This window comes from Nesterenkonia xinjiangensis (assembly GCF_013410745.1).
GTDB lineage: Bacteria > Actinomycetota > Actinomycetes > Actinomycetales > Micrococcaceae > Nesterenkonia > Nesterenkonia xinjiangensis.
The window spans coordinates 1,778,660-1,802,433 of the sequence record NZ_JACCFY010000001.1; the positions used below are offsets into that span (position 1 = coordinate 1,778,660).

Sequence of the window (23,774 nt, forward strand, 5' to 3'; positions counted from 1 at the left end):
CGACCAGTCGGGAAGGAGGTGATCAGGATGAGGCTGATGCGGAGATCCCCTGAGCTGTGGCTCATTCTCCCGGTGTTCCTCTTCATGATCGTCTTCTACTTCTACCCTCTCATCAGCCTGCTTTCGCTGAGCTTCGAGGGGCCGGAGGGCTTCACGCTGAGCCACTACGCCACGCTCTTCCAGACCGACCTGTACCTGCGGGTCTTCCTCCGGAGCATCGAAGTGTCCCTATGGGTGACGCTGTTTAGCCTGCTGATCGGCTACCCCTTCGCCTACTACGCGGTCTATTCGAAGGTGAAGCTGCTGCTCTTCGGCGTCGTGCTCATCTCGATGTGGCTGGGGATCATCATCCGCAGCTACGGCTGGATGGGCGTGCTCGGCGACGGCGGGCTGGTCAACTACATCTTGGGGCTGCTCGGGAGGCAGGAGACCTCCACCTGGCTGTACAACGAGCAGGCGGTGGTGATCGGCATGGTGCACATCCTCATGCCGTACATGATCCTGCCGGTGTATGCGGTGATGCGCTCCATCCCGGACAACGTCCTGAAGGCCTCTAGGAGCCTCGGCGCGAGCAACAGGTACACCTTCTTCAAGGTCTACGCGCCGCTGACGCTGCCGGGGGTACTGGCCGGCTCCCTGCTGGTCTTCATCCAGTCCATCGGTTTCTACATCACCCCGGCGCTGATCGGAGGCCGGAACGAGGTGATGATCGCCCAGCTCATGGAGGTCCAGGTCAACGACCTGCTGAACTGGCCCTTCGCCTCGGCGCTGGCCACCGCGCTGCTCATCGTGACGGTGGTGGCCCTGCTGGTGACCTCCCGGGTGGTCCCGCTGAAGCTGCTGTGGGGAGGACGGTGACGCCATGCTGATCGAGAACCGCCTGCTGAAGCTGCTGTTCCGGCTGTTTATCGCCGGGGTGCTGCTGTTCATCAGCGCCCCGATGCTGGTCATCATGGTGATGTCCTTCAACGAGGCGCGCTCGCTGACCCTGCCGGTGCAGGGGGTCACCACGGACTGGTACGCGAACTACTTCCAGTCCAGCCAGTGGATGACGGCGACGGTCACGAGCCTGCAGATCGGCTCGCTGACCGCGCTGCTCACCACCGCGCTGGCCACCCTGGCCGCCTACGCGCTGACCAGGGGGACCTTCAAGGGCAAGGACATCGCCTATGTACTGCTCATCACCCCGCTGGTGGTACCGACCATGGTGTTGGCGATCGCGTTCTACTTCTACTTCTCCGATCTGGGGGTGACCGGGAACCTGTTCACCGTGGTCCTCGGACACACGGTGATCACCTTCCCCATCGTGCTGGTGACCATCTCCAGCAGCCTGCAGGGGGTCAGCGCCAACCTGGAGCGGGCCTCGATGAGCCTGGGAGCCTCCCGGCTGACCACCTTCTTCCGCGTGGTCTTCCCGCTGATGGTGCCGGGCATGGTCAGCGGGGCGCTGTTCAGCTTCCTGCTCTCCTTCGACGAGCTGCTCGTCCCGCTCTTCCTGGGCGGGGTGGGCATCGTGACCCTGCCCACGCAGATCTGGGGAATGCTCAATTTCAACTTCGACCAGACCATCTCAGCGGTCTCGACCATCATCATCGTGGTCATGGCCTTCCTGCTGGTGCTCGTGCAGAGCCTGACCAGCCGGACTGAGAAGAAGAGAGGACAGCAGTCATGACGGTTCTCCAGCTCAAGGGCCTCACTAAGAAATACGGCGACTTCACCGCCGTGGAGGACGTGGACCTCTCCATCGAGGCCGGTGAGTTCATCACTCTGCTGGGTCCCAGCGGCTCGGGGAAGACGACGATCCTGCAAATGATCGCCGGTTTCCACCTGCCCACCGCGGGAAGCATCGAGCTGAACGGCCGGGACATCTCCTCGGTGCCACCGAGCAAGCGCAACATGGGTTTCGTCTTCCAGGACTATGCCCTGTTCCCGCATATGACGGTGTTCCAGAACATCGCCTATCCGCTGAAGATCCGTAAGCGGTCCCGGAAGGAGATCCGCAAGGCCGTGGAGGAGACCATGGCCCTGGTCCAGCTGCAGGACTTCGCCCAGCGCAAGCCCAGCGAGCTCAGCGGCGGGCAGCAGCAGCGGGTGGCCCTGGCCCGCGCGCTGGTCTTCCAGCCCGAGCTGATCCTGATGGACGAGCCGCTGGGCGCCCTTGACAAGAACTTGCGGGCCCACGTGCAGCTGGAGATCAAGCGCATCCAGGAGGTCACCGGGGTGACGATCATCTTCGTCACCCACGACCAGGAAGAGGCGCTGGTGATGTCGGACCGGATCGCGGTGCTCAACAACTCCCGCCTGGTCCAGTTCGACACCCCGGAGCGGCTCTATGAGTCGCCTAACAGTCACTTCGTGGCTAACTTCATCGGGGAGAACAACTTCATCCCGGCCACGGTCGCCGGCAGCACGGTCGAGGGCGTCGTCGTGCGTTCGGTCCAGGGCCGAACGATCACGGTGCTGGCCGCAGCGGACAGGCAGGCACCGGAGCTGGTGCCGGCGGAGGGGGACTCCGTACGGCTCTCCGTGCGGCCCGAGGCGCTGTTCATGGACCCCGGGCCCGCCGTGGATGGGCAGCTGCAGGGCACGGTGGCCACCAAGATCTACCTGGGTGATTCCCTGAAATACATCGTGCGGCTCTCTGGTCCCGCGGAGGCCGGCGAGGACGGGGAGCAGGTCGAGCTGAACGTGGTGGCCCCCAACGACACCGCGGTGGAGGAGGGCCAGGAGGTTGCCGTCTACTGGAAGGATGCAACGGCGCTGCGACTGATCACCTCGTGAGCCGGGGCCCGGGCCCGCGGAGGGGCCTGCCGCTCTCGCGGAGCGTCACCAGGGTTCCAGCCGAGCGATGTCTGACGGCCACCCGTGTCGGCTCTCCTCTGAAGGGTGGTCACTGCCCGTTGCTCCCAGGCCCCAGAGGACGCATAGAGCGACATCTCCTGCCCACCTGTGCGCGCCTCCCCCAACGGGTGGTCGCTCCCTGTCGCCCAGAACCGGCGCCGGGCGCCTCTCTATGATGGGGAGCGACCACCTAGCAGGGGAGGCGGCGCCGCGGCGCACGGCCCGGCCTCAGCCCTTCAGTTCGTCGGCCAGCTGGTGGAAGGCCGGGCTCGGGTTGCCGAAGCGGTGCAGCGTCATCGAGATCGCCTGCTCCTTGACCCAGCTGCGCAGCTCCACCCGTCCGGAGCCGGTGACGGCGTCGTCGAGCAGCGCCACCTCCGGCCGCGGCGCCAGGGCCTCCCGCACGGTCTGGTCCAAGGTGCCGAGCACACGGACCCGCACGCCGACCCCGGTGTCATGGGAGCCGTCGGCCAGGGCGGCGGTGAAGGCGTCCACGTCCTCCCTGTGGGTGGAGAGGCCCAGCTCGGAGGCCAGCGCCTTGACGGTCTTCTTCACGTCCTTGGCGACCTTCGGGTCATAGGAGACCGCCACCTCGGAGCCGGCGGCCGCGGCCGCGGCCAGAGTGCGGGCCACCTCGCGGGCCCGGGCGTCGGCGCCCACGCGCAGCAGCACCGCCTCGGGCACATAGCGGAAGACATTGGCCTCCGCCTCCAGGCCCGTGCGGTCCACACCGACTCCGAACTCACGCGCCCACCAGCGGGCGTCGTCGGCCACGGCGGTGCGAAGCCAGCCCAGATCGCCGTCATCGAGCAGCGTCTTGTCCTCCACCGCGCCCAGCACGGAGGCCACCCCACTGTTGGCGGCCGTCGGCGTCGCCGTCGTGGCGTCGGCCGCGTCGGCCCACTGTCCGAAGAGCATCACGTAGTTGGGGCCGCCGGCCTTCGAGCCCAGGCCCACGGAGGACTGCTTCCATCCGCCGAAGGACTGGCGCTGGACGATGGCGCCGGTGATGCCCCTGTTGACGTAGGCGTTCCCGGCCTCGACCCGCTCCAGCCAGGTGCGGACCTCCTTGGGCTCCAGAGAGTGGATGCCTCCGGTGAGTCCGAAGTCGACCGCGTTCTGCAGCTCGATGGCCTCGTCCAGGTCCTTGGCCTTCATCAGGCCCAGCACCGGTCCGAAGACCTCAGTCATGTGGAAGAACGAGCCGGGTTTCACACCCTCCTTGATGCCGGGGCACCACAGCTTGCCCGTGTCGTCCAGCGGCTGGGGCTCCACCAGCCAGGACTCGCCCTCCTCCAGCGTGGTCAGCGCCCGCTGCAGCTTGTCGCTGGGCAGCTCGGTCAGCGGACCCACCGTGGCGGAGAGGTTCGTGGGCCAGTCGATCACCAGGGAGGAGGCGGCGTCCACCAGCTGCCGGCGGAACCGCTCGGAGTCGTAGACGCTGCCGACCAGGATGCCCAGCGAGGCGGCCGAGCACTTCTGCCCGGCGTGCCCGAACGCGGAGTTCACGAGGTCCTCCACGGCCAGGTCGCGGTCGGCGGACGGGGTGATGACCAGCGCATTCTTCCCCGAGGTCTCGGCGTTGATCTGCATCTCCGGCCGCCACGAGCGGAACATCGCGGCCGTCTCGGAGGCGCCGGTGAGGATGACCCGGTCGACGTCGGGGTGGCTGACCAGCTTCTTCCCGGCCTGGCGCTCGTCGGGGTACACCCCGTGCAGCACCTCTCGGGGCACACCGGCCTCCCACAGGGCCTCCAGGATCGCCATGGAGCAGTGCGGGGTCGGCTTCGAGGGCTTGTGGACCACCGCGGCCCCGGCGGCCAGAGCCGCGAACGTGGAGCCGGCTGGGATCGCCAACGGGAAGTTCCACGGCGGGGTCACCAGCACCAGACGATCCGGGGTGAACTCGGCGTGCTCGACCTGCTCCAGCTCTAGGGCCCGGTGGGCGTAGTAACGGGCGAAGTCGATGGCTTCCGAGACCTCAGGGTCGGACTGGGCCACCGATTTGCCCACCTCTGCGGCGGCGATGGAGACCAGATGCCCACGGCGGGAGGCCAGGATGTCGGCGGTGCGGTACAGGACGGCAGCCCGCTCGGCGGCCGGCCGGGCGGCCCACTCGGCGGCCGCGGCGCGGGCACCGGCGATGAGCCCGTCCACGTCGTCGGCGGAGATCTGCTCCGGCACCGGCTGGGCCTCCAGCCACCCCGGCTGGGCGGCGCGCTCCATGGCCTCACGGGCCCAGGCCTGGTTGGCCGGCAGCGAGGGGTCGGTGTCCGGCTCGTTGGTGAACTCCGGGATGCCGTCCGCGTAGTCCGGGGCCGCCGCAGCGGCCTCAGCGATGTCCAGGTCCTCCTCGCGGCGGTCCTGGGTGTGCTGCGGCGCCGGCGGCAGGTGGCCGTGGGCCTCCAGGATGCTCCCGAGGGTTCCCAGCGAGGCGCGGAAGCGCTCCTCCTCGCGGCGGAAGATCTCACTGCCCGGCGCCAGGTCGAAGATCCCGGACATGAAGTTCTCGGAGGAGGCGTTCTCCTCCAGTCGGCGCACCAGGTAGGAGATGGCGACGTCGAACTCGGCCGGGCGGACGGCGGGCACATAGAGCAGCAGCTGACCGACGTCGGTGCTGACCGCCTCCGCCTGCTCGGCGGCCATGCCCTGCAGCATCTCGAACTCCAGACGCTCGCTGACGCCGCGCGTGACGCCCAGCAGGTGGGCGAAGGCGATGTCGAAGAGGTTGTGCCCGGCCACGCCGAGGCGCACCCCGGCCATGTTCTCCTGGGTGAGCAGCCAGTGCAGCACCAGCTTGTAGTTGGCGTCCGAGGCCTCCTTGGACTCGCAGACGACGCGCGGCCAGCCGGCGACCTCGGCGTGGACGGTCTCCAGGGCGAGGTTCGCCCCCTTGACCAGCCGCACCTTGATGCCGGCGCCGCCGTCGGCGACACGCTCGGCGGCGAAGCCGGCCAGATCCTGCATGGCGGCCAGTGCATCGGGCAGATAGGCCTGCAGCACGATGCCGGCCTCGAGGTTCTTGGTCTCCGGAAGGGAGAGGAGCCGCTTGAACACCGCGATGGTCAGGTGCAGATCGCGGTACTCCTCCATGTCCAGGTTGATGAACGTGGAGCCTGCCGGGGCCTTCGCGGCCTCCTGGTACATGGGCACCAGGCGATCGACGACGTAGTCCACCGTCTCGTCGAAGCCCCACATGGACAGCTGGGAGGCGATGGAGGAGACCTTGATGGAGACGTAGTCGACGTCGTCGCGACGCAGCAGTCGCAGGGTGTCGTCGAGGTGCTTGTCCGCCTCGGCCTCGCCGAGCACAGCCTCGCCCAGAAGGTTGATGTTCAGCCGGTGGCCGTCCTTGGTGATGGTGTGCACGGCCTTGCCGAACGGCTTGTCCCGCGCGTCGACCACCATGTGGCCCACCATCGAGCGCATCCGGGCGCGGGCGGCGGGGACGACGACGTCGGGCAGCAGACGGCCCAGCGCGGAGCCGGCCCTGATCTGGGCGCGGTCCAGGGCGGAGAGGGTGTCCGGGGCGATCTCGCCGAGCTCGGCCAGCGCCTGGGCGGCGGCTTTGGTGTCCTCGGTGCGGATCACGCGGTCCACGAAGCCGACGGTGAAGTCCAGGCCGCGAGGGTGCGAGAGCACCGCAGAGAGCCTCTCCGCGGAGGCGTGTGGCTTGGCGCCGGAGGTCTGGGTGGTCTCCAGCCACCGGGTGACCTTCTCGACAGCGGCGTCGGCGACGGCGGAGAGCTCCGCCGACGCCTCGGGGATCGGCTCGAAGCCGTCGGCGGCCGGGGTGGGGGTGTCCTGCAGGTCTGCCGTCATGATGCCTCGCTCTGGTCGTGGTGGGGGTGTCGAACGCCGGCGGCCGAGCCCGCGGCCTCCCGGTGGTCCGGAGATCCTCCGGAGGCCGACCATGGCCGGGCGGAAGTCCGCTGGAGGCCTGTCCTCAGGGGTGAGGTCACGCCCGGGTCGGGCCCGCAGGAGGTGCCGTCCGACAGGTGCTCGAAGGTCTCTCCCTGCCAGTGTGGGACGGAGGGTCCTGGGAGGGAAGAGTGATCGACCCCTCACGGCCCGGGATGAGTCAGAATAGTGTCATGGCTTCATCACGGGGCAGGCCCCGCATCCAGGAGACCGCCGATGAGATCGTGGCCAGCGTGCTGGCCACCGCCGGTCCGCGGGTCAGGACCTCGGAGTTCTCCACCCGGCGTGTGGCCGAGCTGACCGGGCTGAGCCAGGCGGTGGTCTCCCGGGCGTTCCGCAGGATCCGGGCGGGCGGCGTGGACGGCGGCTGGGACGGTGTTGCCGGGGGAGCGTCGGCGACGCCGCTCCAGGTGCAGCGGGTGCAGGTCAGCTTTCCCATGATCCGGGTGGAGTTCAGGCCCGTGGCGGAGGAGCTGCGCGGCGCCGTGCCTCGGCCCACGGCCTTCAGCCGCCGGGCCGCGGCGCTGATGGCGGCGCTGCAGGTCTCCGGGGCGCGGGACTGGCCGATCGCGGGGGATGGGTCTCTCGCGCAGAGGGAGGATGAGGCAGGTGCGCCGAAGGATGCTGGCTCGGCGGCCGACGTCGTGGGTGAGCATGTGGGTGGCCCTGCGGGGCTGGACGCGGTGTGGAGGCCGGGGCGCGGTACCTGGGAGGACTTCACCGGGCAGGTGGCATCTCTGCTGGACCAGTGTCTGTCTGGCGACGATGCCGTGCCCGGGGACCTGCTGCAGCAGCTGGCCGCCCGGGCCGGCCGTGGTCTGCACGGGGTGGATTGGCGGCGAGGAGGTCCCTCAGCAAGTCGCCACCATTCTGACTCAGAATCACTGGCCGTGCCGGAATACCCGGCCCCGGGGCGAGCGAGCCGGTGGCTGCCCCATGCCCAGCTCTCGGTGACCGAGCAGATCGCGATCGCGCTGCGCAAGGAGATCATGAACGCCGGATATCGTCCGGGAGACCGGATCACCGCCGCGCCGCTGGCCTCGCGCCTGGGGCTCGGCGCCGGCACCGTCCGTGCCGCGATGCGCCGGCTGGCGGATGACGGACTGCTCGCCTCCGGGGCGGGGGGCTTCAGCGTCCCGCAGGTCACCGGGGCCGATGTTATCGACCTGTACGCGGCCCGCCTGCACGTGGGGATGGTCCTGCTGCGCGGATGCGCGGTGCAGCCCCGGCATCGGCTGCTGTCGGCCCGCTTGGCGCTGGGCGCGGTGGAGGCCGCTGCGCGGGAGGGAATCGGCGCGGACGTCGACCAGGCTGACCTGCAGTTTCAGCAGGAGCTGGCCGACGCGGCAGGATTGGACCAGTCCGCGCGCAGCTTCCACGCGCTCACCCTTCGGGTGCGGATGTTCATCTCGGTGCTGCAGCTGGACTACACGCCCGCGGTGGACAGGATCGTCCACGACGACCGACGACTCATGGCCGAGCTCCTCGCCGGCCGGGCGGAAGATGCAGTGCGGATCTGGCGCGGCAAGCTCGACAATGCGGTGCGCCACATGTCGGCTCTCGCACCCGAGGCCTTCGACGCCGAGCTGTGGGCCCGGTTGAGCCGGGTGTGACGGCCCGGGCATGCCTTCCGGGGTTGCCAGCGTCGAATCATGTGACTAGAGTCACTGCTGTCGTCACGGGAGTCGATACGCATCGACCCTCCGTCAGCCGCCAGGAAGGGAGAGTGGAGCCGTGGGCCGTGGTCCGACCAGCAAGGACGTCGCGCGGCTCGCGGGCGTCTCGCAGAGCACGGTCTCCTATGTGATGTCGGGGAAGCGGTCCATCTCCGCCGAGACGCTGCGGCGTGTCGAGGAGGCGATGGCCACGCTGAACTACCAGCCTCACGCCGGCGCCCGGGCACTGGCCGGCAGCCGGACGAACACCATCGCGATCGTGATGCCCTTCGCTTCGGCCTACGACGCGGGCCAGCTCATGGCCTTCGTCGAGGAGTTCGTGCTCGCGGCGCGCCGCCACGACTGCGACGTCCTCCTGGTCACGGCCGAGGAAGGCATCGAAGGTCTTCGGCGGATCACCGGTCGGTCCCTGTGCGATGCGGCGGTCGTGATGCAGGTGACGGCCCATGATGAACGGGCAGAGGCCGCACGCCACCTGGACTTCCCGGTCATGTTCATCGGCGTCCCGGAGGATCCCAGCGGCCTGGCGTGCGCAGACTTCGACTTCGAGTCCGCCGGCTCGCTGCTCGTGGAGGAGCTGGCCGGGCTGGGCAGCGCGCGGGTCAGCGTGCTCGGCTGGAGCGCCGAATCCGTCGCGCGCGACTACAACTACATCGTCCGGTTTTCCCGAGGCGTGCGGAACGCCGCGCAGGCCCGCGGCCTCCCGGTCGAGTGGCATCCCACTCCCGCGGAGGGCAGCTTCGCCTCCTCGATCGACGCCGGGCTGCACGCCGATGGTGGCCGCACCGGCGTGATCATGACCAGCGGTCTGCCGGCAGGCATGCGCGCGTTGGCGGCCCGCGGGCTGGTCCCGGGCCGGGACGTGGACGTCGTCGCGCTCTGCACCGAGGCCGAGGCGGAAGAGCAGTCCGTGCCGCTGACCGCGGTCTCCACGCAGCCGCGTGATGTGTCCCGAAGGGTGGCGGGTCGCCTCTTCTCGCTGATCGAGCAGGGGCGGCGAGCGGAGGAGGGGGTCGACGTCGTCCCCGCGGAACTGGTCCGCCGCGCGTCCACCAGAGCGGGCTGAGAGCCGCTGGGGCGTCCAGCCGCCCCACACCAGAACATCTCGTCGCAGAAGGAGCCGAATGATCCGTCAGATCGCCGTCCGCCCATTGTCGATACGTATCGATAGGTGATGTCCCATGCCACGACACCTTCCCGCCGCACCGCGCGGCATCCACCGCGGAGCGCCCTCGCCGGGGAACTCTCGCACGAGCGGCCTGAGCCGGCGGAGTGTGCTCGCCGCCGGGCTGCTGGCCCCTGCGGCCGCCCTGCTGACCTCCTGCGGCGACTCCGGCCGTGTCCCGGCGAACACTCTCCGCGTCATGGACTCCTACTCCAACGACCCGGACTACGGCATCATCGGAGGGGCTCTGGAGGACGCGGCGGACCGGGTGGGGGTCAAGCTCCAGCGGGTCGCCGTCTCGGGCCAGTCGCTGATCCAGCGGGTTCTGCAGCAGGGGTCCTCGGGCACGCTTCCGGACATTCTGATGCTGGACAACCCTGACCTCCAGCAGATCGCGGCGACCACCGCGCTGCGCTCCTTCGACGAGCTGGGCATCCCCACCGAGGGATACCACGACGGCGTCCTCCAGGCCGGGACGTATGAGGGAGACGTCTACGGCGTCGTCCCCACCGTCAACACCATCGCCCTGTTCTGCAACACCGCGATGTTCCAAGAGGTCGGGCTGGACTACCCCCGCACCTGGGACGAGCTTCGGGGCTGCGCGGCCGAGCTCACAGCGGACGGCAGGTTCGGCATCGCCTTCTGCGGCAACGCCACCTATGAGGGCACCTGGCAGTTCCTGCCCTTCTTCTGGTCCAACGGGGCCGACGAGCGGAGTATCGCCACGGAAGAGGCCGCCGAGGCGCTGGGGCTGGTGTCCGGCTTCGTCCAGGACGGATCGGCGTCGTCCTCGGTGCTGAACTGGGGCCAGGCCGATGTCAAGGACCAATTCGTCGCCGAACGCGCCGCCATGATGGTCAACGGCCCCTGGCAGCTTCCTGAACTCTCCGGCATCGAGGATCTCGAGTACGAGATCGTCATGCTCCCCGTCCGTGACTCCGCGCAGGCGCCGGTCGCACCCCTGGGTGGCGAGGCCTGGACCGTGCCTGCCACCGGCGACAGCGCCAAGGAGGAGCTCGCGGCCGCCGTGCTCACCGAGTTCCTCTCGGACGAGAGCATCCTCTCCATGGCCGAGCAGCGATTCACAGTCCCCGGCCGACCAGCTCTCACGGAGGCCTACCTCCAGCGCCGTCCGGACATGGACACCTTCGTCGACCTCATCCCCGAGGCGCGGGCGCGCACCGCGCAGCTGGGCGAGAACTGGCCCACCACGGCCACCGCCCTGTACACCGCGCTTCAGCTGGCCCTCTCCGGCCAGGCCGATCCGGCCGAGGCCCTCGACCAGGCGGAGGAGTACGTATGAGCACCACAGACGTCCACGCGCACAGGACGACGACGCCGCCGGCAGACCGTGCCACGGGTGGCGGAGCGCAGGTCACGGCGGTCCGCCCGCCAAGGATCTCCGCACGGGGCAGGGCATGGCGGCAGCGTCTGGTCGCCACGCTGTTCCTCGGTCCGGCGGTGATCTACATGGTCCTGTTCTTCGGCTACCCAGTCATCCAGAACCTCATCATGGGGTTCCAGCACTACACCATCACCACCTTCTTCACGGATGAGGCGCCGTGGGCCGGATGGGCCAACTACACCGAGGTGCTCGGCAGCCCGCTGTTCCGCACGGCGCTGGCGAACACCGTGATCTTCACCGTCGGCTCGATCCTGGGACAGTTCGTCTTGGGCCTCGGCCTGGCGCTGTTCTTCCGCCGCCGGTTCCCGCTCTCCGGGGCGCTGAGGTCGTTGATCCTGCTGCCCTGGCTCATTCCGCTCATCGTGGCCAGTGCCGTGTGGAAGTGGTTGCTCGACACGGACTCCGGTGCGCTGAACCGGGTGCTGATGGGATCCGGGCTGATCGACTCAGGGATCCCCTGGCTCTCCAGCACCGATCTGGCCCTGTTCACCGTGATCGTGGTGAACATCTGGATCGGCATCCCGTTCAACGCTGTCATCCTGCACGGCGGCCTCCAGACCATCCCGCAGGAGCTCTATGAGGCGGGGTCCATCGACGGCACCAGCAGGTGGCAGGCCTTCCGCCACATCACCTGGCCCATGCTGCGCCCGGTCGTCTCGGTGGTGCTGGTCCTGGGGGTCGTCTACACGCTGAAGGTCCTCGACATCATCCTCGGGCTGACCGGGGGAGGCCCCGCCAACGCCACCCAGACCCTGGCCACCCAGGCGTATCAGCTGTCCTTCGCCACGTTCGACTTCGGGCAGGGGGCTGCGGTCAGCAACATCCTGATCCTCATCTCCCTGCTGTTCGCGGTCATCTACCTGCGCCTGAACCGGCGTCCCGTCGACGAGTGAGGTGCTCATGAACACGGTCAGACACCCCAAGCTCAATACCGCCATGGGACTGGTGATCATCATCGTCCTGCTGTTCCCCATCTACTGGATGGTCAATGCCTCCCTGCAGCCGGGAGGGGCCACCGTGGACACCGCCTGGCTGCCGTTGAACCCCGACCTCTCCGGCTACCGGACCGCCCTGGACGAACAGGGCGGCAACTTGATGACGAGCCTCATGGTCGCGCTGGGGAGCGTGGTGCTCTCCCTGGTCATCGCGGTGCCGGCGGCCTATGCCCTGGTCCAGTTCCGCCTGCGCTGGGCCGACTACCTGCTCTTCGCCGTGCTGATCAGTCAGATGATCCCCGGGATCGTGATCGCCAACGCCCTGTACAACGTGTATGCGGAGATCGGCCTGCTCAACTCCATCCCAGGACTCATCCTGGCCGACTCCACCTCAGGGATCCCCTTCGCGATCCTCATCTGTCGGGCGCTGATGGGCTCCTTGCCGCCGGCGCTGGTGGAGGCCGCCCATGTGGACGGTGCCGGGCCGGTGCGCGCCTTTCTCTCCGTGGTGGTTCCGGTGAGCCGCAACGCGATCATCACCTCCGGACTCTTCACCTTCCTGTTCACCTGGAGCGACTTCCTCTTCGCCCTGACACTGACCACCACGGAGGAGGTCCGGCCCGTCACCCTCGGTATCTACAACTACCTGGGCGCCTATGTGAACGACTGGAGCTCCGTGATGGCGACGGCGGTGCTGGCCTCGCTCCCCGCGCTGGTCCTGCTGGTCGTGGCGCAGAAGTACGTCGCCGCCGGGGCCACGGGAGGAGCCGTGAAGTGAGTCGTCTGGCCACGAGACCTGAGAAGAATCCCCACATCATGAAGGATAGACCCATGACATCTGTTGATCAGCCCGCCCCCGCCCTGACCTTCGCCCGGCCCGTCCAGGTGACGGTCTGGGGCGAGAACCGTCACGAACAGGCCGAGCCGGAGGTCGCGGCCCGGTACCCGGAGGGCATGCACGGTGCGATCGCCGAGGGCATCCGGAACAACCTCGGCGAGGCCTCCGCGGTCCGCACCGTCACTCTCGACGATCCCGAGCACGGCCTCACAGAGGAGGTGCTGGCCTCCACGGACGTGCTGGTCTGGTGGGGCCACGCCGCCCACGGGGAGGTGGCCGACGACGTCGTCGAGCGGGTCCACCGGCACGTGCTGGAGGGCATGGGGCTGATCGTGCTGCACTCCGGGCACTGGTCGAAGATCTTCATGAAGCTCATGGGCACCACCTGCACGCTGCGCTGGCGCACCGAGCACGACCGTGAGCTGATCTGGACGGTGGACCCCACCCACCCGATCGCCCAGGGCATCCCGCACCCGATGATCATCGACGAGGACGAGATGTACGGCGAGCACTTCGACGTCCCCGCCCCCGACGAGCTGATCTTCCTCTCCACCTTCTCCGGCGGGGAGGTGTTCCGCTCCGGGATGACCTACCGCCGCGGCTACGGGAAGATCTTCTACTTCCGCCCCGGCGACCAGGACTTCCCCACCTACTTCCACGAAGGGGTGCGCCGGGTGATCTCCAACGGGGTGCAGTGGGCCGTCACCCACCGGCCGGAGCGCACCACGCCGACCCTGCTGCGCTACGAGACCGAGGACTTCTACACCGGCCACGGGTACCAGGGGCCGATGGAGTCCGACGCCGAATCCCCGGCGCAATCCCCGGCGCCGTCCGAGGAGGCGCACGCATGAGCATCCCGCTGATCCTCGTCGGCGCCGGCGGCATGGGCCGCGCCTGGCTGCAGACCATCGAGGCTGAGCCGCGTGCCGAGCTGGCCGGCGTCGTCGACCTCGATCTCGACGCCGCGCGCGCCGCTCTGGTCGAGGCGGGGCGGACGGACGTGCGGGTCGGTTCCGACGCCGTGGCACTGGCACAGGAGACCGGGGCGCAGGCGGTGGTCAACGTGACCATCCCGCGGGCGCACCACCCGGTGACCACCGCGGCGCTCTTCGCCGGGCTGCCGGTGCTCAGCGAGAAGCCCGTGGCGGACACCCTCCCGCGGGCGCTGTCACTGGCCGCCGCGGCGGAGGTGACCGGGCAGCTGTTCATGGTCAGCCAGTCGCGCCGCTATAACCCCCAGCTGTTCAGCCTGCGGGCGCAGGCCGAAGGGTTGGGCGTCGCGGGCGCACTGGTGACCGAGTTCTTCAAGGCCCCGCGATTCGGCGGGTTCCGGGAGCGGATGCTGCATCCGCTGCTGCTGGACATGGCCATCCATCCCTTTGACACCGCACGATTCCTGCTCGGCGCAGAGCCGGTGTCCGTGTACTGCGAGGAGTTCAACCCGCCCTGGTCCTGGTATGACGGCGACGCCGCGGCCACAGCGATCTTCGAGATGGACGGCGGCGCACGGTTCGTCTACACCGGCAGCTGGTGCAGTCCCGGGCAGGAGACCTCCTGGAACGGGAGCTGGCGCCTCTCCGCAGAGCGCGGCACCGCCACCTGGGACGGCGACCACGAGCCGGTGGTCGAAGCCCTGGAGCAAGGGGCCGCGGAGCAAGGGGCTCTGGATGAGGCGGTCCTCGATGAGGTCGGCACCGTGCCCGGCGAGGGCATTGCCGGGGCGCTGGCCGAGTTCCTCGACGCACTGGCCGCGGGAGCCGGCGCCGCCCCGGGGCGGAGCGAGGGTGCCGGCGTCGTCACGCCCATGGGGGAGGTGCACGAGAACATCATGAGCCTGGCCATGGTCGAGGCCGCCGTGGAGTCCGCGTCCCGCGGCGGGCGTGTGAGGGTCGACGAGATCCTCGAGAACGCCTGGCGGCAGGCGCTCGCCGGAGAATCCCGCGACGAGGTGCGCGAGCGTCTGGCCGCCTGGCCCTCGGTGCGCGGAGCGCTCACCGCCGGGGCGAGGGTGTGAGGCAGGGGCGGGGCGTGGCGTCGTCGTCGGGCGTCCCGAATCCGGCCCGTCGGCCCCGGACTTTCCCCGGTGGCGAACAGGCGCCCCAAAGCGGGCTCACCCCCGTAGCATCGAAGGTGAGCATCAACGCGAGGAGTGTCATTGGCCATGTTCGAGAGATTCACCGACCGCGCACGGCGAGTGGTTGTGCTGGCCCAGGAAGAGGCCCGCATGCTCAACCACAACTACATCGGAACCGAGCACATCCTGCTCGGCCTCATCCATGAGGGTGAGGGCGTCGCCGCCAAAGCCCTGGAGTCTCTGGACATCTCGCTGGGCGGAGTCCGCGAGAAGGTCCAGGAGAAGATCGGCCCGGGGCAGAACGCGCCCAGCGGCCACATCCCCTTCACTCCGCGCGCCAAGAAGGTCCTGGAGCTCTCGCTGCGCGAAGCCCTGCAGCTGGGCCACAACTACATCGGCACCGAGCACATCCTGCTCGGGCTGATCCGCGAGGGTGAGGGCGTCGCCGCCCAGGTGCTCGTGGAGCTCAACGCCGACCTCAACAAGGTGCGCCAGCAGGTCATCCAGCTGCTCTCCGGCTACCAGGGCGGCGGCCAGGAGAAGGCCGGTGCCGGTGTCGGGCAGGGGGCCACGGAAGGTCAGCCCTCCGGCTCGGTGGTGCTGGACCAGTTCGGTCGCAACCTCACGGCCGCTGCCCGCGAAGCCGCGCTGGACCCGGTGGTCGGCCGCGACTACGAGCGGCAGCGCGTGATGCAGGTGCTCTCCCGCCGTACCAAGAACAACCCGGTGCTCATCGGTGAGCCCGGCGTCGGCAAGACCGCCGTCGTCGAGGGTCTGGCCCAGGCGATCGTCAACAACGACGTGCCGGAGCTCCTCCGCGACAAGCAGCTCTACACCCTGGACCTCGGCTCCCTGGTGGCCGGCTCCCGCTACCGCGGTGACTTCGAGGAGCGCCTGAAGAAGGTGCTCAAGGAGATCCGCACCCGCGGGGACATCATCCTGTTCATCGACGAGATCCACACGCTCGTCGGCGCCGGCGCCGCTGAGGGTGCGATCGATGCCGCCAACATCCTCAAGCCGCTGCTGGCCCGCGGTGAGCTGCAGACCATCGGCGCCACCACTCTGGACGAGTACCGTAAGCACATCGAGAAGGACGCCGCCCTGGAGCGCCGCTTCCAGCCGATCCAGGTGGACGAGCCCTCGGTGGAGACCACCGTGCAGATCCTGCGTGGCCTGCGGGACCGCTACGAGGCCCACCACAAGGTCTCCATCACCGAGGAGGCCCTCGAGGCGGCGGCGTCACTGGCTCACCGGTACGTCAACGACCGTTTCCTGCCTGACAAGGCGATCGACCTGATCGACGAGGCCGGCGCCCGACTGCGCATCCAGAAGATGACCGCGCCGCCAGAGCTCAAGGAGTTCGACGCCAGGATCGAGGACGTCCGGCGGGAGAAGGAGGCCGCCATCGACGCCCAGGACTTCGAGGGCGCCGCCTCCCTGCGCGACACCGAGCAGAAGCTCGTGGAGGAGCGTCAGGAGAAGGAGAGCGCCTGGAAGTCCGGGTCCATGGATGAGATCGCCGAGGTCGACGCCGACCTGATCGCCGAGGTCCTCGCGTTCTCCACCGGCATCCCCGTCTTCAAGCTCACCGAGCAGGAGTCCGACCGCCTCCGCCGCATGGAGGAGGAGCTGCACAAGCGGGTCATCGGCCAGGACGAGGCCGTCAGGTCCCTCTCCCGGGCGATCCGCCGCACCCGCGCCGGCCTGAAGGACCCGAACCGTCCCTCCGGCTCGTTCATCTTCGCCGGCCCCACCGGCGTCGGCAAGACCGAGCTGGCCAAGACGCTGGCCGAGTTCCTCTTCGGCGACGAGGACGCGCTCATCACTCTGGACATGTCCGAGTTCTCGGAGAAGCACACCGTCTCCCGGCTCTTCGGCGCCCCTCCCGGGTACGTGGGCTACGAGGAGGGCGGCCAGCTGACCGAGAAGGTCCGGCGTCGTCCGTTCTCCGTGGTGCTGTTCGACGAGGTGGAGAAGGCCCACGCGGACCTGTTCAACTCGCTGCTGCAGATCCTCGAGGACGGCCGTCTGACCGACTCGCAGGGCCGCGTGGTGGACTTCAAGAACACCGTGATCATCATGACCACGAACCTCGGCACCAGCGAGATCTCCAAGAGCGTGATGACCGGCTTCCAGTCCTCGACGGACACCGCCACGAACTATGAGCGCATGAAGGGCAAGGTCAACCAGGAGCTGCGTCAGCACTTCCGGCCGGAGTTCCTCAACCGCGTGGACGACACCATCGTGTTCCCGCAGCTGGAGCAGTCCGAGATCGTGCGCATCGTGGACCTGTTCGTCGACCGTCTGCGGGAGCGCCTGGCGGAGCAGGCCATGACCCTCGAGGTCTCCCAGCCTGCCCGCGAGTTCCTCGCCGACAAGGGCTACGACCCGTCCATGGGCGCCCGGCCGCTGCGCCGTGCGATCCAGTCCATGATCGAGGACCAGCTCTCCGAGCAGATCCTCTACGGGGAGATCCCGCACGGAGCGGCGATCACCATCGGCCTGAAGGGCGAGGGCGAGGACCGCGAGCTCACCTTCGACTGGACCGCCCCGGCGCCGCAGATCGAAGGCACCGAGGAGCCGGCGGCGATCGAGAGCTGAGCCGGCTGGTCTGATGCCGTCCTGCTGAACGACAGTGGGGGCCGAGTTCCTGGGATGGAACTCGGCCCCCGCTTCTCGTCTGTGCGCCGGAAGTGCCGGACTCTCTGCGTCGTGTCCGGCCGGGTCGCCGGCGTCGGGCGTCAGCCCTTCGGCACGGGCGGCCCTGCCACCAGCAGTCCCACGAACACCACGACGACGCCGACCGCCAGCGCGCCGCCGACCAGGGCCGGCCGGTTCAGCAGCACCCGCAGCAGCCGGTCATGCCAGCTGTGGTCGCGCGGGTCCTCGCCTGCGCGGGTGCGCCACGGGCCGTCCAGACGGCCGCTGCGCTTGAGCCAGATGTCCACCGGGACGGTGGCATAGGGGATGATCGCGCTGATGATGGCGGTGGCGGCAGGGCCGGCACTCCAGCGCTGGTTCTTCGCCACGATCACCGCGGTGGCGGCGTAGGCGAGGAACACGAAGCCGTGGATGCCGCCGCCGATGGTCACGGCGACGTCGAGGCCATGGGTGGCGCGCAGGATCATGCCGCCGATGAGCAGGGTCCAGGAGATCGCCTCGGCGATCGCCAGGACGCGGAAGAAGATCTTGGGGGAGCGGAACACGCCTCTCCTGGGGGTCTGGGATGAACGGGGCAGGATGACGGCGGCCCCGGTGCTGGGTCGCGGTCACCCGCCGGTATGGTACGGGGTCCACCTGGGAATCGTGAGAGGTCGTCGGCGCGGGCGGCGTGACCTTCTCCACAGCCTGCCACGGAAGTGTCAGCGGCCCGCGATACCGTGGTCCTCATGGCCACCCGCACCACCAGTCGCAGCAAGGGGAAGAACACCCCCACCTTCGAGTGCTCCGAATGCGGGTGGCAGACCGTGAAATGGGTGGGTCGCTGTCCGGAGTGCCAGTCCTGGGGCACGGTGCAGGAGAAGGGTCAGGTCACCGCCCGAACCACGGCCGCATCCAACCTGGCCGCCCCAGCCCAGGCCATCGGCGACGTCGACGCCTCGGTCGCGGAGTTCCGCGCCACCGGCATCGGGGAGCTGGATCGCGTGCTCGGCGGCGGGCTGGTGCCGGGTGCGGTGATCCTCTTGGCGGGGGAGCCCGGTGTCGGGAAGTCCACCCTGCTGCTGCAGGTGGCCTCGGCGGTGGCGAAGGCGCACACGGACCATCCGGTGCTGTACCTGACCGGGGAGGAGTCGGCCGCGCAGGTCAAGAAGCGCGCCGAACGTATCGAGGCGATGTCCGACAGCCTCTACCTGGCTGCGGAGTCCGATCTCGGCCAGGCCCTCGGGCAGATCGAGCAGATTTCCCCGCAGCTGACGATCATGGACTCAGTGCAGACGCTCTCCTCCGCCGAAGTGGACGGCGCCGCGGGCGGCGTCACCCAGATCCGGGAAGTCACCGCCTCGATGATCGAAGCGGCGAAGCGTCGGAACATGGCCACCATCCTGGTCGGTCACGTCACCAAGGACGGCAACATCGCCGGGCCGCGCATGCTCGAGCATCTGGTGGACGTGGTCTGCCAGTTCGAGGGAGACCGCCACTCTCGCCTGCGGCTGCTCCGCGCGGTGAAGAACCGCTACGGTCCCACGGACGACGTCGGCTGCTTCGACCTGAACGAGGGGGGCCTGACGTCCTTGGCTGACCCGTCCGGGCTCTTCGTCTCCGCGCTGACGGATCGGGTTCCCGGCACCTGCATCACCATCACCCTGGAGGGACGGCGCCCGCTGACCGCCGAGGTGCAGGCCCTGGTGGCCGAGTCCCCGGCCTCGCAGCCGCGCCGGGCGGTCTCCGGGTTGGATTCGCCGCGGGTGTCCATGCTGCTGGCGGTGCTGCAGCGGCGCGCCCGGCTGGCCACGCTGTTCAAGTCGGAGACCTATGTGGCCACGGTGGGCGGAGTGAAGATCACCGAACCGGCGGCGGATCTCTCCATCGCGTTGGCAGTGGCCTCGGCGGCGCTCGAGAAGCCGCTGCCTAACCGGTTCGTCGCCTTCGGCGAAGTCGGCCTCGCTGGTGAGGTGCGTCCGGTGCCGGGGCTGCAGCGCCGGCTCCAGGAGGCCCAGCGACTCGGGTTCACCCACGCGATCGTTCCCCGCGGCGCGGAGAAGAGCGACATCCCCGAAGGGATGAGGGTCCGCGAGATCGGCTCCCTGCCCGAGGCGATGGGGCTGCTGCTCGACGGCGGCCCGGCGCAGGCGTCACAGAACTAGCTGGCGCGGGGCGTCGTGCCGGAGCAGCCGCCGCAGCGTGATCAGCTCCAGGAGGGGGTTGACTGTGTGTCTTCGGCCGATATGGTATAGGACCGCAGGTCAGTGAGGAGGAGCGATGAACATACAAAGCAGGTTTCACCGTTACGTGGCCACCGTCGCGCTGACGGTTCCTGGGCTGAGCGCTGCAGTTCTCCTCAAGGACCCCTACGTTCTGCTGGTGCCCGCATTCACGATGATCATCGCCTCGGTGCTGCTCCAGCTCTTCATGGTGTCAGCAGTGCGCGAGGAAGTGGACTACTAGCCACAGAAGGGCCTCCTTCACGAGGTGCATCCGTTCATGTCACAGCACCCCGGGCAGTGTGACGACGTCGCCGCGGCGCTGTGCGAGCCCGTCGGCCACCAGGGTCTCCAGACACCGGCGGCGCTGCTCGTCATCGGCCTCGGGAAGCGGCAGGCCGGCCAGCAGGGCCTCAGCGTCCACCGGCTCCCCACCGCGCAGCACCGCCATGATCGCCCCGCGCACCTGCCGGTCCGTCCCGGCCCAGGCCTGGCCGCGGGTCTTCTGCTCCTCCGTCGGGGGAGGCGAACCCGCCGCCCGCCAGGCGCACAGATCGGCCACCGGGCAGATGGCGCACTGCGGGGAGCGGGCGGTGCAGATCAGCGCCCCGAGTTCCATGGAGGAGGCGTTCCAGGCGCAGGCGCGGCGTCCGCCGTCGTCGTCCGTGGCGGGCATCAGATCCCGAGCGAGCCGCCGCTGGGCGGCCGTGTAGGTCTGCCCCGGCAGGGCAGCGCCGGTGAAGATGCGGGCATGCGCCCGACGGATGTTGGTGTCCACCACCACCTCCGGGATTCCGAAGGCGAAGCAGGCCACCGCGGCCGCCGTGTACTCCCCGATGCCGGGCAGGGCGCGCAGCGCCTGCGGGTCCGCCGGGACCGCACCGTCGTGGCGCTCCACGATCGCCTCCGCCGCGGCCTGCAGCCGCAGCGCCCGCCGCGGGTAGCCCAGCCGGTCCCAGACGATGAGGATCTCCGACTGCGGGGCCGCCGCGCAGGCGCCCGGGGTCGGCCAGCGGTGCATCCAGTCCTCCCAGCGGGGCAGCACGCGGACCACCGGAGTCTGCTGGAGCATGATCTCGCTGACCAGCACGCCCCAGGGGGTGCACTCCGGGCGACGCCACGGCAGATCCCGGGCGGCCTCGGAGAACCAGTCGATCACCCGGCTGTGGACGTCCTCGGGTGCTGGAGGGATGGGCGGGGCGAGGGCGTCATCGGTAAAGGGCTGAGGCATCCCTGCGATTCTACGGAAGCTGCGGAGGGGATGCGGGGCCGGGCTGGGCCGGCCCGCCCCGCGTCAGCCGGGGGTCGGTCTCAGGCCTGCGCGGGGCGCAATGATCCCACCAGCTCCTCCACCCGGGAGCGGATGTCGTCGCGGATCGCCCGCACCGTCTCGATGCCCTGGCCGGACGGGTCGTCCAGCTGCCAGTCCTCATACCGCTTGCCCGGATAGAACGGGCAGTCGTCGCCGCAGCCCATCGTGACCACCACGTCTGACTCCTGGACGGTGTACGGGGAGAGCTGGTCGGGCACCTGCGCGGAGATGTCGATGCCCACCTCGGCCATGGCCTCCACGGCCACCGGATTCACCTGGTCCGCCGGCTGCGTGCCGCCGGAGTGCACGACGACGTCGCCTCCAGCGATCTCCCGGAGGAATCCGGCGGCCATCTGGGAGCGGCCGGCGTTGTGGACGCAGACGAACAAGACGGTGGGCTTGTGGTTCTCGCGGGTCATCATCGGGTCCTCTCGGATGCTTCTGCAGTGGCGGGGGTGATGGTGGCAGTGGTGGTGGCGGTGGTCGTGGCAGTGGCGTCTGCGGCGACGAGGGCGCTCGGCGTCGACGTGGTGAACCAGCGACGGGCCCAGAGCGCCACGTAGACCAGCGCCACCAGGATCGGAACCTCGATCAGCGGGCCGACGATGCCGGCCAGCGCCTGGCCGCTGGTGGCCCCGAAGGTGGCGATCGACACCGCGATGGCCAGCTCGAAGTTGTTGCCCGCCGCTGTGAAGGACAGTGTGGTGGAACGCTCGTAGCCCAGCCGCAGGATCCAGCCGATCAGCATCGAGGCGGCGAAGACCACCAGGAAGTAGACGGTCAGCGGCAGCGCGATCCGCACGACGTCCATCGGCTGGGCCAGCACCTGCTCGCCCTGCAGGGCGAAGAGCACCACGATGGTGAACAGCAGACCGTAGAGCGCCCACGGTCCGAGTCGCGGGAGGACCGTCCCCTCGTACCAGTTGCGGCCGCGGGTCCGTTCACCGAGTGTGCGAGTGAGGTAGCCGGCGACCAACGGGATGCCGAGGAACACCAGCACCGAGACGGTGATGGCCGCGATCGAGAACTCCGCGCTGGTGGTGGGCAGGCCCAGCCAGCTGGGCAGCAGCTGCAGATAGAACCAGCCGAGCACCCCGAACATGACCACCTGGAACACCGAATTGATGGCCACCAGCACGGCGGCGGCCTCACGGTCGCCGCAGGCGAGGTCGTTCCAGATCAGCACCATGGCGATGCAGCGCGCCAGGCCGACGATGATCAGCCCGGTGCGGTATTCGGGCAGGTCCGGGAGGAACACCCAGGCCAGCACGAACATGAACGCCGGGGCGAGCAGCCAATTGATGAGCAGCGAGGTGATGATCAGCTTCCGGTCCCCGATGACCTTCGCCGTCTCGTCATAGCGGACCTTCGCCAGCACGGGGTACATCATGATCAGCAGACCCAGGGCGATCGGCAGTGAGACTCCGGCGACCTTGAAGGACTCCAGCGCCTCCCCGAAGCCGGGGGCGACGGCGCCCAGCGCCAGGCCGACGGCCATCGCGGCGATGATCCACACCGGCAGGAATCGGTCCAGCATCGAGAGCTTCGCGACGACGCCGGACGCGTCCGGCGGGGCGGGTGCGGGGTTTCCTGGGGAGGAGCTGCCGGGGGCGGTGGTCTGGGACACGATGCTCCTGTGATCGGATGGAGGCGGGTGCGGAAAGGTATCGACAAACATCGATGCCCCGAGTATCGTCAGAGGCATCGACAGATGTCAATGTCAGAGATCGCTGATGGCGTGGCGCCGTCGTCGTCCCCGACCTGAACGCTCAGCCAAGCCCTGAGCAGCCTCCGGAGCAGTTATGACCCTCTCACCCACCACGCACCGTGATCCTGCCGTCTCGACCGAAGTCGCCGCGGAGGACGGACCGGCCTGCTGTGCGCCGCAGCCCGGCGTCCCTGGGTTGGCGCCCGAGGACGCCGTCGAGCTGGCCATCCAGCTGAAGGCCCTCGCCGATCCGAACCGACTGACCCTGCTCTCCCTCATCGCCGCCGACGCTCGCGGCGAGGCCTGCGTCTGTGACCTCACAGATCCGCTGGGCCTCGGTCAGCCCACTGTCTCGCACCACCTGAAGATCCTCGTCGACGCGGGTCTGCTCACCCGGGAGAAGCGCGGTGTGTGGTCCTACTACGCCGTGGTGGCCGAGCGGCTGCAGGAGATCACCCATGCCGTCGGCCACCGGATCGTGCCCCCTGCAGCGCCCGCCGCGACCGCTCCCGTCCCCGCTCGTGAAAAGGAGACCCCGTGAACCAGCCTGAGACCTCGTCCGCGGTGCTTTTCGTCTGTGTGAAGAACGGCGGCAAGTCCCAGATGGCCGCCGGACTCATGCGTCGCGAGCTCGAAACGGTCGGTGCGGCGTCGGCGGTGCGGGTGGACTCCGCCGGCACGCAGCCCGGCTCGGCCGTCAACGCCCTGTCCGCCGAGGTGCTGCAGGACGTCGGCGTCGACATCACCGCGGAGACGCCGCAGCTGCTCACCGAGGGCATGATGCGCGAAGCCGGACACGTGGTGATCCTCGGTGCCGAGACCCAGGTGCCGCACCCTGAAGGCGTACTGGTGGAGCGCTGGGAGACCGACGAGCCCAGCCTGCGAGGCATCGAGGGCCGAGAGCGCATGGAGCTGGTCCGCGAGGACATCCACCACCGCGTGAAGGAGCTGGCCGAGCGGCTCGTCGGCTGAGAACCGGCGGTCTCCCCGCTGGTCACTGCCGGGTGAAGATCACATCGGTGAGTGGGCGACGTCGG

General features: G+C 69.1%; 20 protein-coding genes. 15 read left to right on the forward strand and 5 right to left on the reverse strand.

Annotation, left to right across the window (positions count from 1 at the left end; genetic code table 11):
- The first annotated feature begins 36 nt into the window (after positions 1 to 36).
- From HNR09_RS08100 to HNR09_RS08110, 3 genes are read left to right on the forward strand one after another with little or no spacing between them, the layout of a single operon-like run.
- Entirely contained in the window at positions 37 to 858 is an 822-nt protein-coding gene (locus tag HNR09_RS08100) for an ABC transporter permease (RefSeq protein ID WP_179541572.1), read from the forward strand.
- 4 nt (positions 859 to 862) lie between these two features.
- Positions 863 to 1,672, forward strand: coding sequence for an ABC transporter permease (locus HNR09_RS08105; RefSeq protein ID WP_179541573.1), 810 nt, complete (start codon positions 863 to 865; stop codon positions 1,670 to 1,672).
- On the forward strand, positions 1,669 to 2,781 hold the full coding sequence (locus tag HNR09_RS08110; protein ID WP_179541574.1) for an ABC transporter ATP-binding protein: 1,113 nt from the start codon (positions 1,669 to 1,671) through the stop codon (positions 2,779 to 2,781). The genes HNR09_RS08105 and HNR09_RS08110 overlap by 4 nt, the downstream gene beginning before the upstream one ends.
- Before the next feature lie 288 nt (positions 2,782 to 3,069).
- Here the strand turns inward: HNR09_RS08110 and HNR09_RS08115 are convergent, their stop codons facing one another.
- The gene (locus tag HNR09_RS08115; protein ID WP_179541575.1) at positions 3,070 to 6,663 is read right to left on the reverse strand and encodes a bifunctional proline dehydrogenase/L-glutamate gamma-semialdehyde dehydrogenase; all 3,594 of its coding nucleotides are present in this window, start codon (positions 6,661 to 6,663) and stop codon (positions 3,070 to 3,072) included.
- A gap of 272 nt (positions 6,664 to 6,935) precedes the next feature.
- On the opposite strand from HNR09_RS08115, the gene HNR09_RS08120 reads away from it, so the two are divergent.
- From HNR09_RS08120 to HNR09_RS08155, 8 genes are all read left to right on the forward strand, one after another.
- Positions 6,936 to 8,375 (forward strand): GntR family transcriptional regulator, encoded by a 1,440-nt coding sequence (locus HNR09_RS08120; protein WP_179541576.1) that lies wholly within the window; start codon positions 6,936 to 6,938, stop codon positions 8,373 to 8,375.
- 121 nt (positions 8,376 to 8,496) lie between these two features.
- Positions 8,497 to 9,504 (forward strand): LacI family DNA-binding transcriptional regulator, encoded by a 1,008-nt coding sequence (locus tag HNR09_RS16480; RefSeq protein ID WP_179541577.1) that lies wholly within the window; start codon positions 8,497 to 8,499, stop codon positions 9,502 to 9,504.
- A gap of 115 nt (positions 9,505 to 9,619) precedes the next feature.
- Positions 9,620 to 10,906: a sugar ABC transporter substrate-binding protein gene (locus tag HNR09_RS08130; protein WP_179541578.1), complete on the forward strand. Its 1,287-nt coding sequence runs from the start codon at positions 9,620 to 9,622 to the stop codon at positions 10,904 to 10,906.
- Positions 10,903 to 11,901, forward strand: coding sequence for a carbohydrate ABC transporter permease (locus tag HNR09_RS08135; RefSeq protein WP_179541579.1), 999 nt, complete (start codon positions 10,903 to 10,905; stop codon positions 11,899 to 11,901). Before HNR09_RS08130 ends, HNR09_RS08135 begins: the two co-directional genes overlap by 4 nt.
- A gap of 7 nt (positions 11,902 to 11,908) precedes the next feature.
- A complete protein-coding gene (locus HNR09_RS08140; RefSeq protein ID WP_179541580.1) occupies positions 11,909 to 12,721 on the forward strand; it encodes a carbohydrate ABC transporter permease in 813 nt (270 codons plus the stop codon).
- Between the two features lie 53 nt (positions 12,722 to 12,774).
- On the forward strand, positions 12,775 to 13,632 hold the full coding sequence (locus tag HNR09_RS08145) for a ThuA domain-containing protein (RefSeq protein ID WP_179541581.1): 858 nt from the start codon (positions 12,775 to 12,777) through the stop codon (positions 13,630 to 13,632).
- Positions 13,629 to 14,795, forward strand: a complete 1,167-nt coding sequence (locus HNR09_RS08150) for a Gfo/Idh/MocA family protein (RefSeq protein WP_179541582.1) — start codon at positions 13,629 to 13,631, stop codon at positions 14,793 to 14,795. The genes HNR09_RS08145 and HNR09_RS08150 overlap by 4 nt, the downstream gene beginning before the upstream one ends.
- A gap of 147 nt (positions 14,796 to 14,942) precedes the next feature.
- A complete protein-coding gene (locus tag HNR09_RS08155) occupies positions 14,943 to 17,456 on the forward strand; it encodes an ATP-dependent Clp protease ATP-binding subunit (protein WP_179541583.1) in 2,514 nt (837 codons plus the stop codon).
- Positions 17,457 to 17,596: 140 nt separating this feature from the next.
- Here the strand turns inward: HNR09_RS08155 and HNR09_RS08160 are convergent, their stop codons facing one another.
- Complete coding sequence (locus tag HNR09_RS08160; protein ID WP_179541584.1) at positions 17,597 to 18,061, reverse strand: DUF3817 domain-containing protein; 465 nt, start codon at positions 18,059 to 18,061, stop codon at positions 17,597 to 17,599.
- A gap of 183 nt (positions 18,062 to 18,244) precedes the next feature.
- On the opposite strand from HNR09_RS08160, the gene radA reads away from it, so the two are divergent.
- Both radA and HNR09_RS08170 read left to right on the forward strand, forming a co-directional pair.
- Positions 18,245 to 19,660, forward strand: a complete 1,416-nt coding sequence (radA, locus tag HNR09_RS08165; protein ID WP_179541585.1) for a DNA repair protein RadA — start codon at positions 18,245 to 18,247, stop codon at positions 19,658 to 19,660.
- Positions 19,661 to 19,775: 115 nt separating this feature from the next.
- Positions 19,776 to 19,961, forward strand: coding sequence for a hypothetical protein (locus tag HNR09_RS08170; protein ID WP_179541586.1), 186 nt, complete (start codon positions 19,776 to 19,778; stop codon positions 19,959 to 19,961).
- A gap of 39 nt (positions 19,962 to 20,000) precedes the next feature.
- Here the strand turns inward: HNR09_RS08170 and HNR09_RS08175 are convergent, their stop codons facing one another.
- The 3 genes from HNR09_RS08175 to arsB form a co-directional block, all read right to left on the reverse strand.
- Entirely contained in the window at positions 20,001 to 20,948 is a 948-nt protein-coding gene (locus HNR09_RS08175; RefSeq protein WP_179541587.1) for an HhH-GPD family protein, read from the reverse strand.
- Positions 20,949 to 21,028: 80 nt separating this feature from the next.
- Positions 21,029 to 21,451, reverse strand: coding sequence for an arsenate reductase ArsC (locus HNR09_RS08180; RefSeq protein WP_246348761.1), 423 nt, complete (start codon positions 21,449 to 21,451; stop codon positions 21,029 to 21,031).
- On the reverse strand, positions 21,448 to 22,566 hold the full coding sequence (gene arsB, locus HNR09_RS08185) for an ACR3 family arsenite efflux transporter (protein ID WP_246349195.1): 1,119 nt from the start codon (positions 22,564 to 22,566) through the stop codon (positions 21,448 to 21,450). The genes HNR09_RS08180 and arsB overlap by 4 nt, the downstream gene beginning before the upstream one ends.
- 265 nt (positions 22,567 to 22,831) lie before the next feature.
- On the opposite strand from arsB, the gene HNR09_RS08190 reads away from it, so the two are divergent.
- Positions 22,832 to 23,278: an ArsR/SmtB family transcription factor gene (locus HNR09_RS08190; protein WP_179541589.1), complete on the forward strand. Its 447-nt coding sequence runs from the start codon at positions 22,832 to 22,834 to the stop codon at positions 23,276 to 23,278.
- The gene (locus tag HNR09_RS08195; protein ID WP_179541590.1) at positions 23,275 to 23,709 is read left to right on the forward strand and encodes an arsenate reductase/protein-tyrosine-phosphatase family protein; all 435 of its coding nucleotides are present in this window, start codon (positions 23,275 to 23,277) and stop codon (positions 23,707 to 23,709) included. Before HNR09_RS08190 ends, HNR09_RS08195 begins: the two co-directional genes overlap by 4 nt.
- Positions 23,710 to 23,774: the final 65 nt, after the last annotated feature.

What these genes read in the sequence shown, in the direction of transcription:
- HNR09_RS08135 (WP_179541579.1), top strand. Translation starts at nt 10,903, where the DNA reads ATGAGCACCACAGACGTCCACGCGCACAGGACGACGACGCCGCCGGCA.
- HNR09_RS08110 (WP_179541574.1), top strand. Translation starts at nt 1,669, where the DNA reads ATGACGGTTCTCCAGCTCAAGGGCCTCACTAAGAAATACGGCGACTTC.
- HNR09_RS08190 (WP_179541589.1), top strand. Translation starts at nt 22,832, where the DNA reads ATGACCCTCTCACCCACCACGCACCGTGATCCTGCCGTCTCGACCGAA.
- HNR09_RS08150 (WP_179541582.1), top strand. Translation starts at nt 13,629, where the DNA reads ATGAGCATCCCGCTGATCCTCGTCGGCGCCGGCGGCATGGGCCGCGCC.
- radA (WP_179541585.1), top strand. Translation starts at nt 18,245, where the DNA reads ATGGCCACCCGCACCACCAGTCGCAGCAAGGGGAAGAACACCCCCACC.
- HNR09_RS08100 (WP_179541572.1), top strand. Translation starts at nt 37, where the DNA reads ATGCGGAGATCCCCTGAGCTGTGGCTCATTCTCCCGGTGTTCCTCTTC.
- HNR09_RS08155 (WP_179541583.1), top strand. Translation starts at nt 14,943, where the DNA reads ATGTTCGAGAGATTCACCGACCGCGCACGGCGAGTGGTTGTGCTGGCC.
- arsB (WP_246349195.1), bottom strand. Translation starts at nt 22,566, where the DNA reads ATGCTGGACCGATTCCTGCCGGTGTGGATCATCGCCGCGATGGCCGTC.
- HNR09_RS08170 (WP_179541586.1), top strand. Translation starts at nt 19,776, where the DNA reads ATGAACATACAAAGCAGGTTTCACCGTTACGTGGCCACCGTCGCGCTG.
- HNR09_RS08120 (WP_179541576.1), top strand. Translation starts at nt 6,936, where the DNA reads ATGGCTTCATCACGGGGCAGGCCCCGCATCCAGGAGACCGCCGATGAG.
- HNR09_RS08180 (WP_246348761.1), bottom strand. Translation starts at nt 21,451, where the DNA reads ATGATGACCCGCGAGAACCACAAGCCCACCGTCTTGTTCGTCTGCGTC.
- HNR09_RS08130 (WP_179541578.1), top strand. Translation starts at nt 9,620, where the DNA reads ATGCCACGACACCTTCCCGCCGCACCGCGCGGCATCCACCGCGGAGCG.
- HNR09_RS08105 (WP_179541573.1), top strand. Translation starts at nt 863, where the DNA reads ATGCTGATCGAGAACCGCCTGCTGAAGCTGCTGTTCCGGCTGTTTATC.
- HNR09_RS08145 (WP_179541581.1), top strand. Translation starts at nt 12,775, where the DNA reads ATGACATCTGTTGATCAGCCCGCCCCCGCCCTGACCTTCGCCCGGCCC.
- HNR09_RS08175 (WP_179541587.1), bottom strand. Translation starts at nt 20,948, where the DNA reads ATGCCTCAGCCCTTTACCGATGACGCCCTCGCCCCGCCCATCCCTCCA.
- HNR09_RS08140 (WP_179541580.1), top strand. Translation starts at nt 11,909, where the DNA reads ATGAACACGGTCAGACACCCCAAGCTCAATACCGCCATGGGACTGGTG.
- HNR09_RS08115 (WP_179541575.1), bottom strand. Translation starts at nt 6,663, where the DNA reads ATGACGGCAGACCTGCAGGACACCCCCACCCCGGCCGCCGACGGCTTC.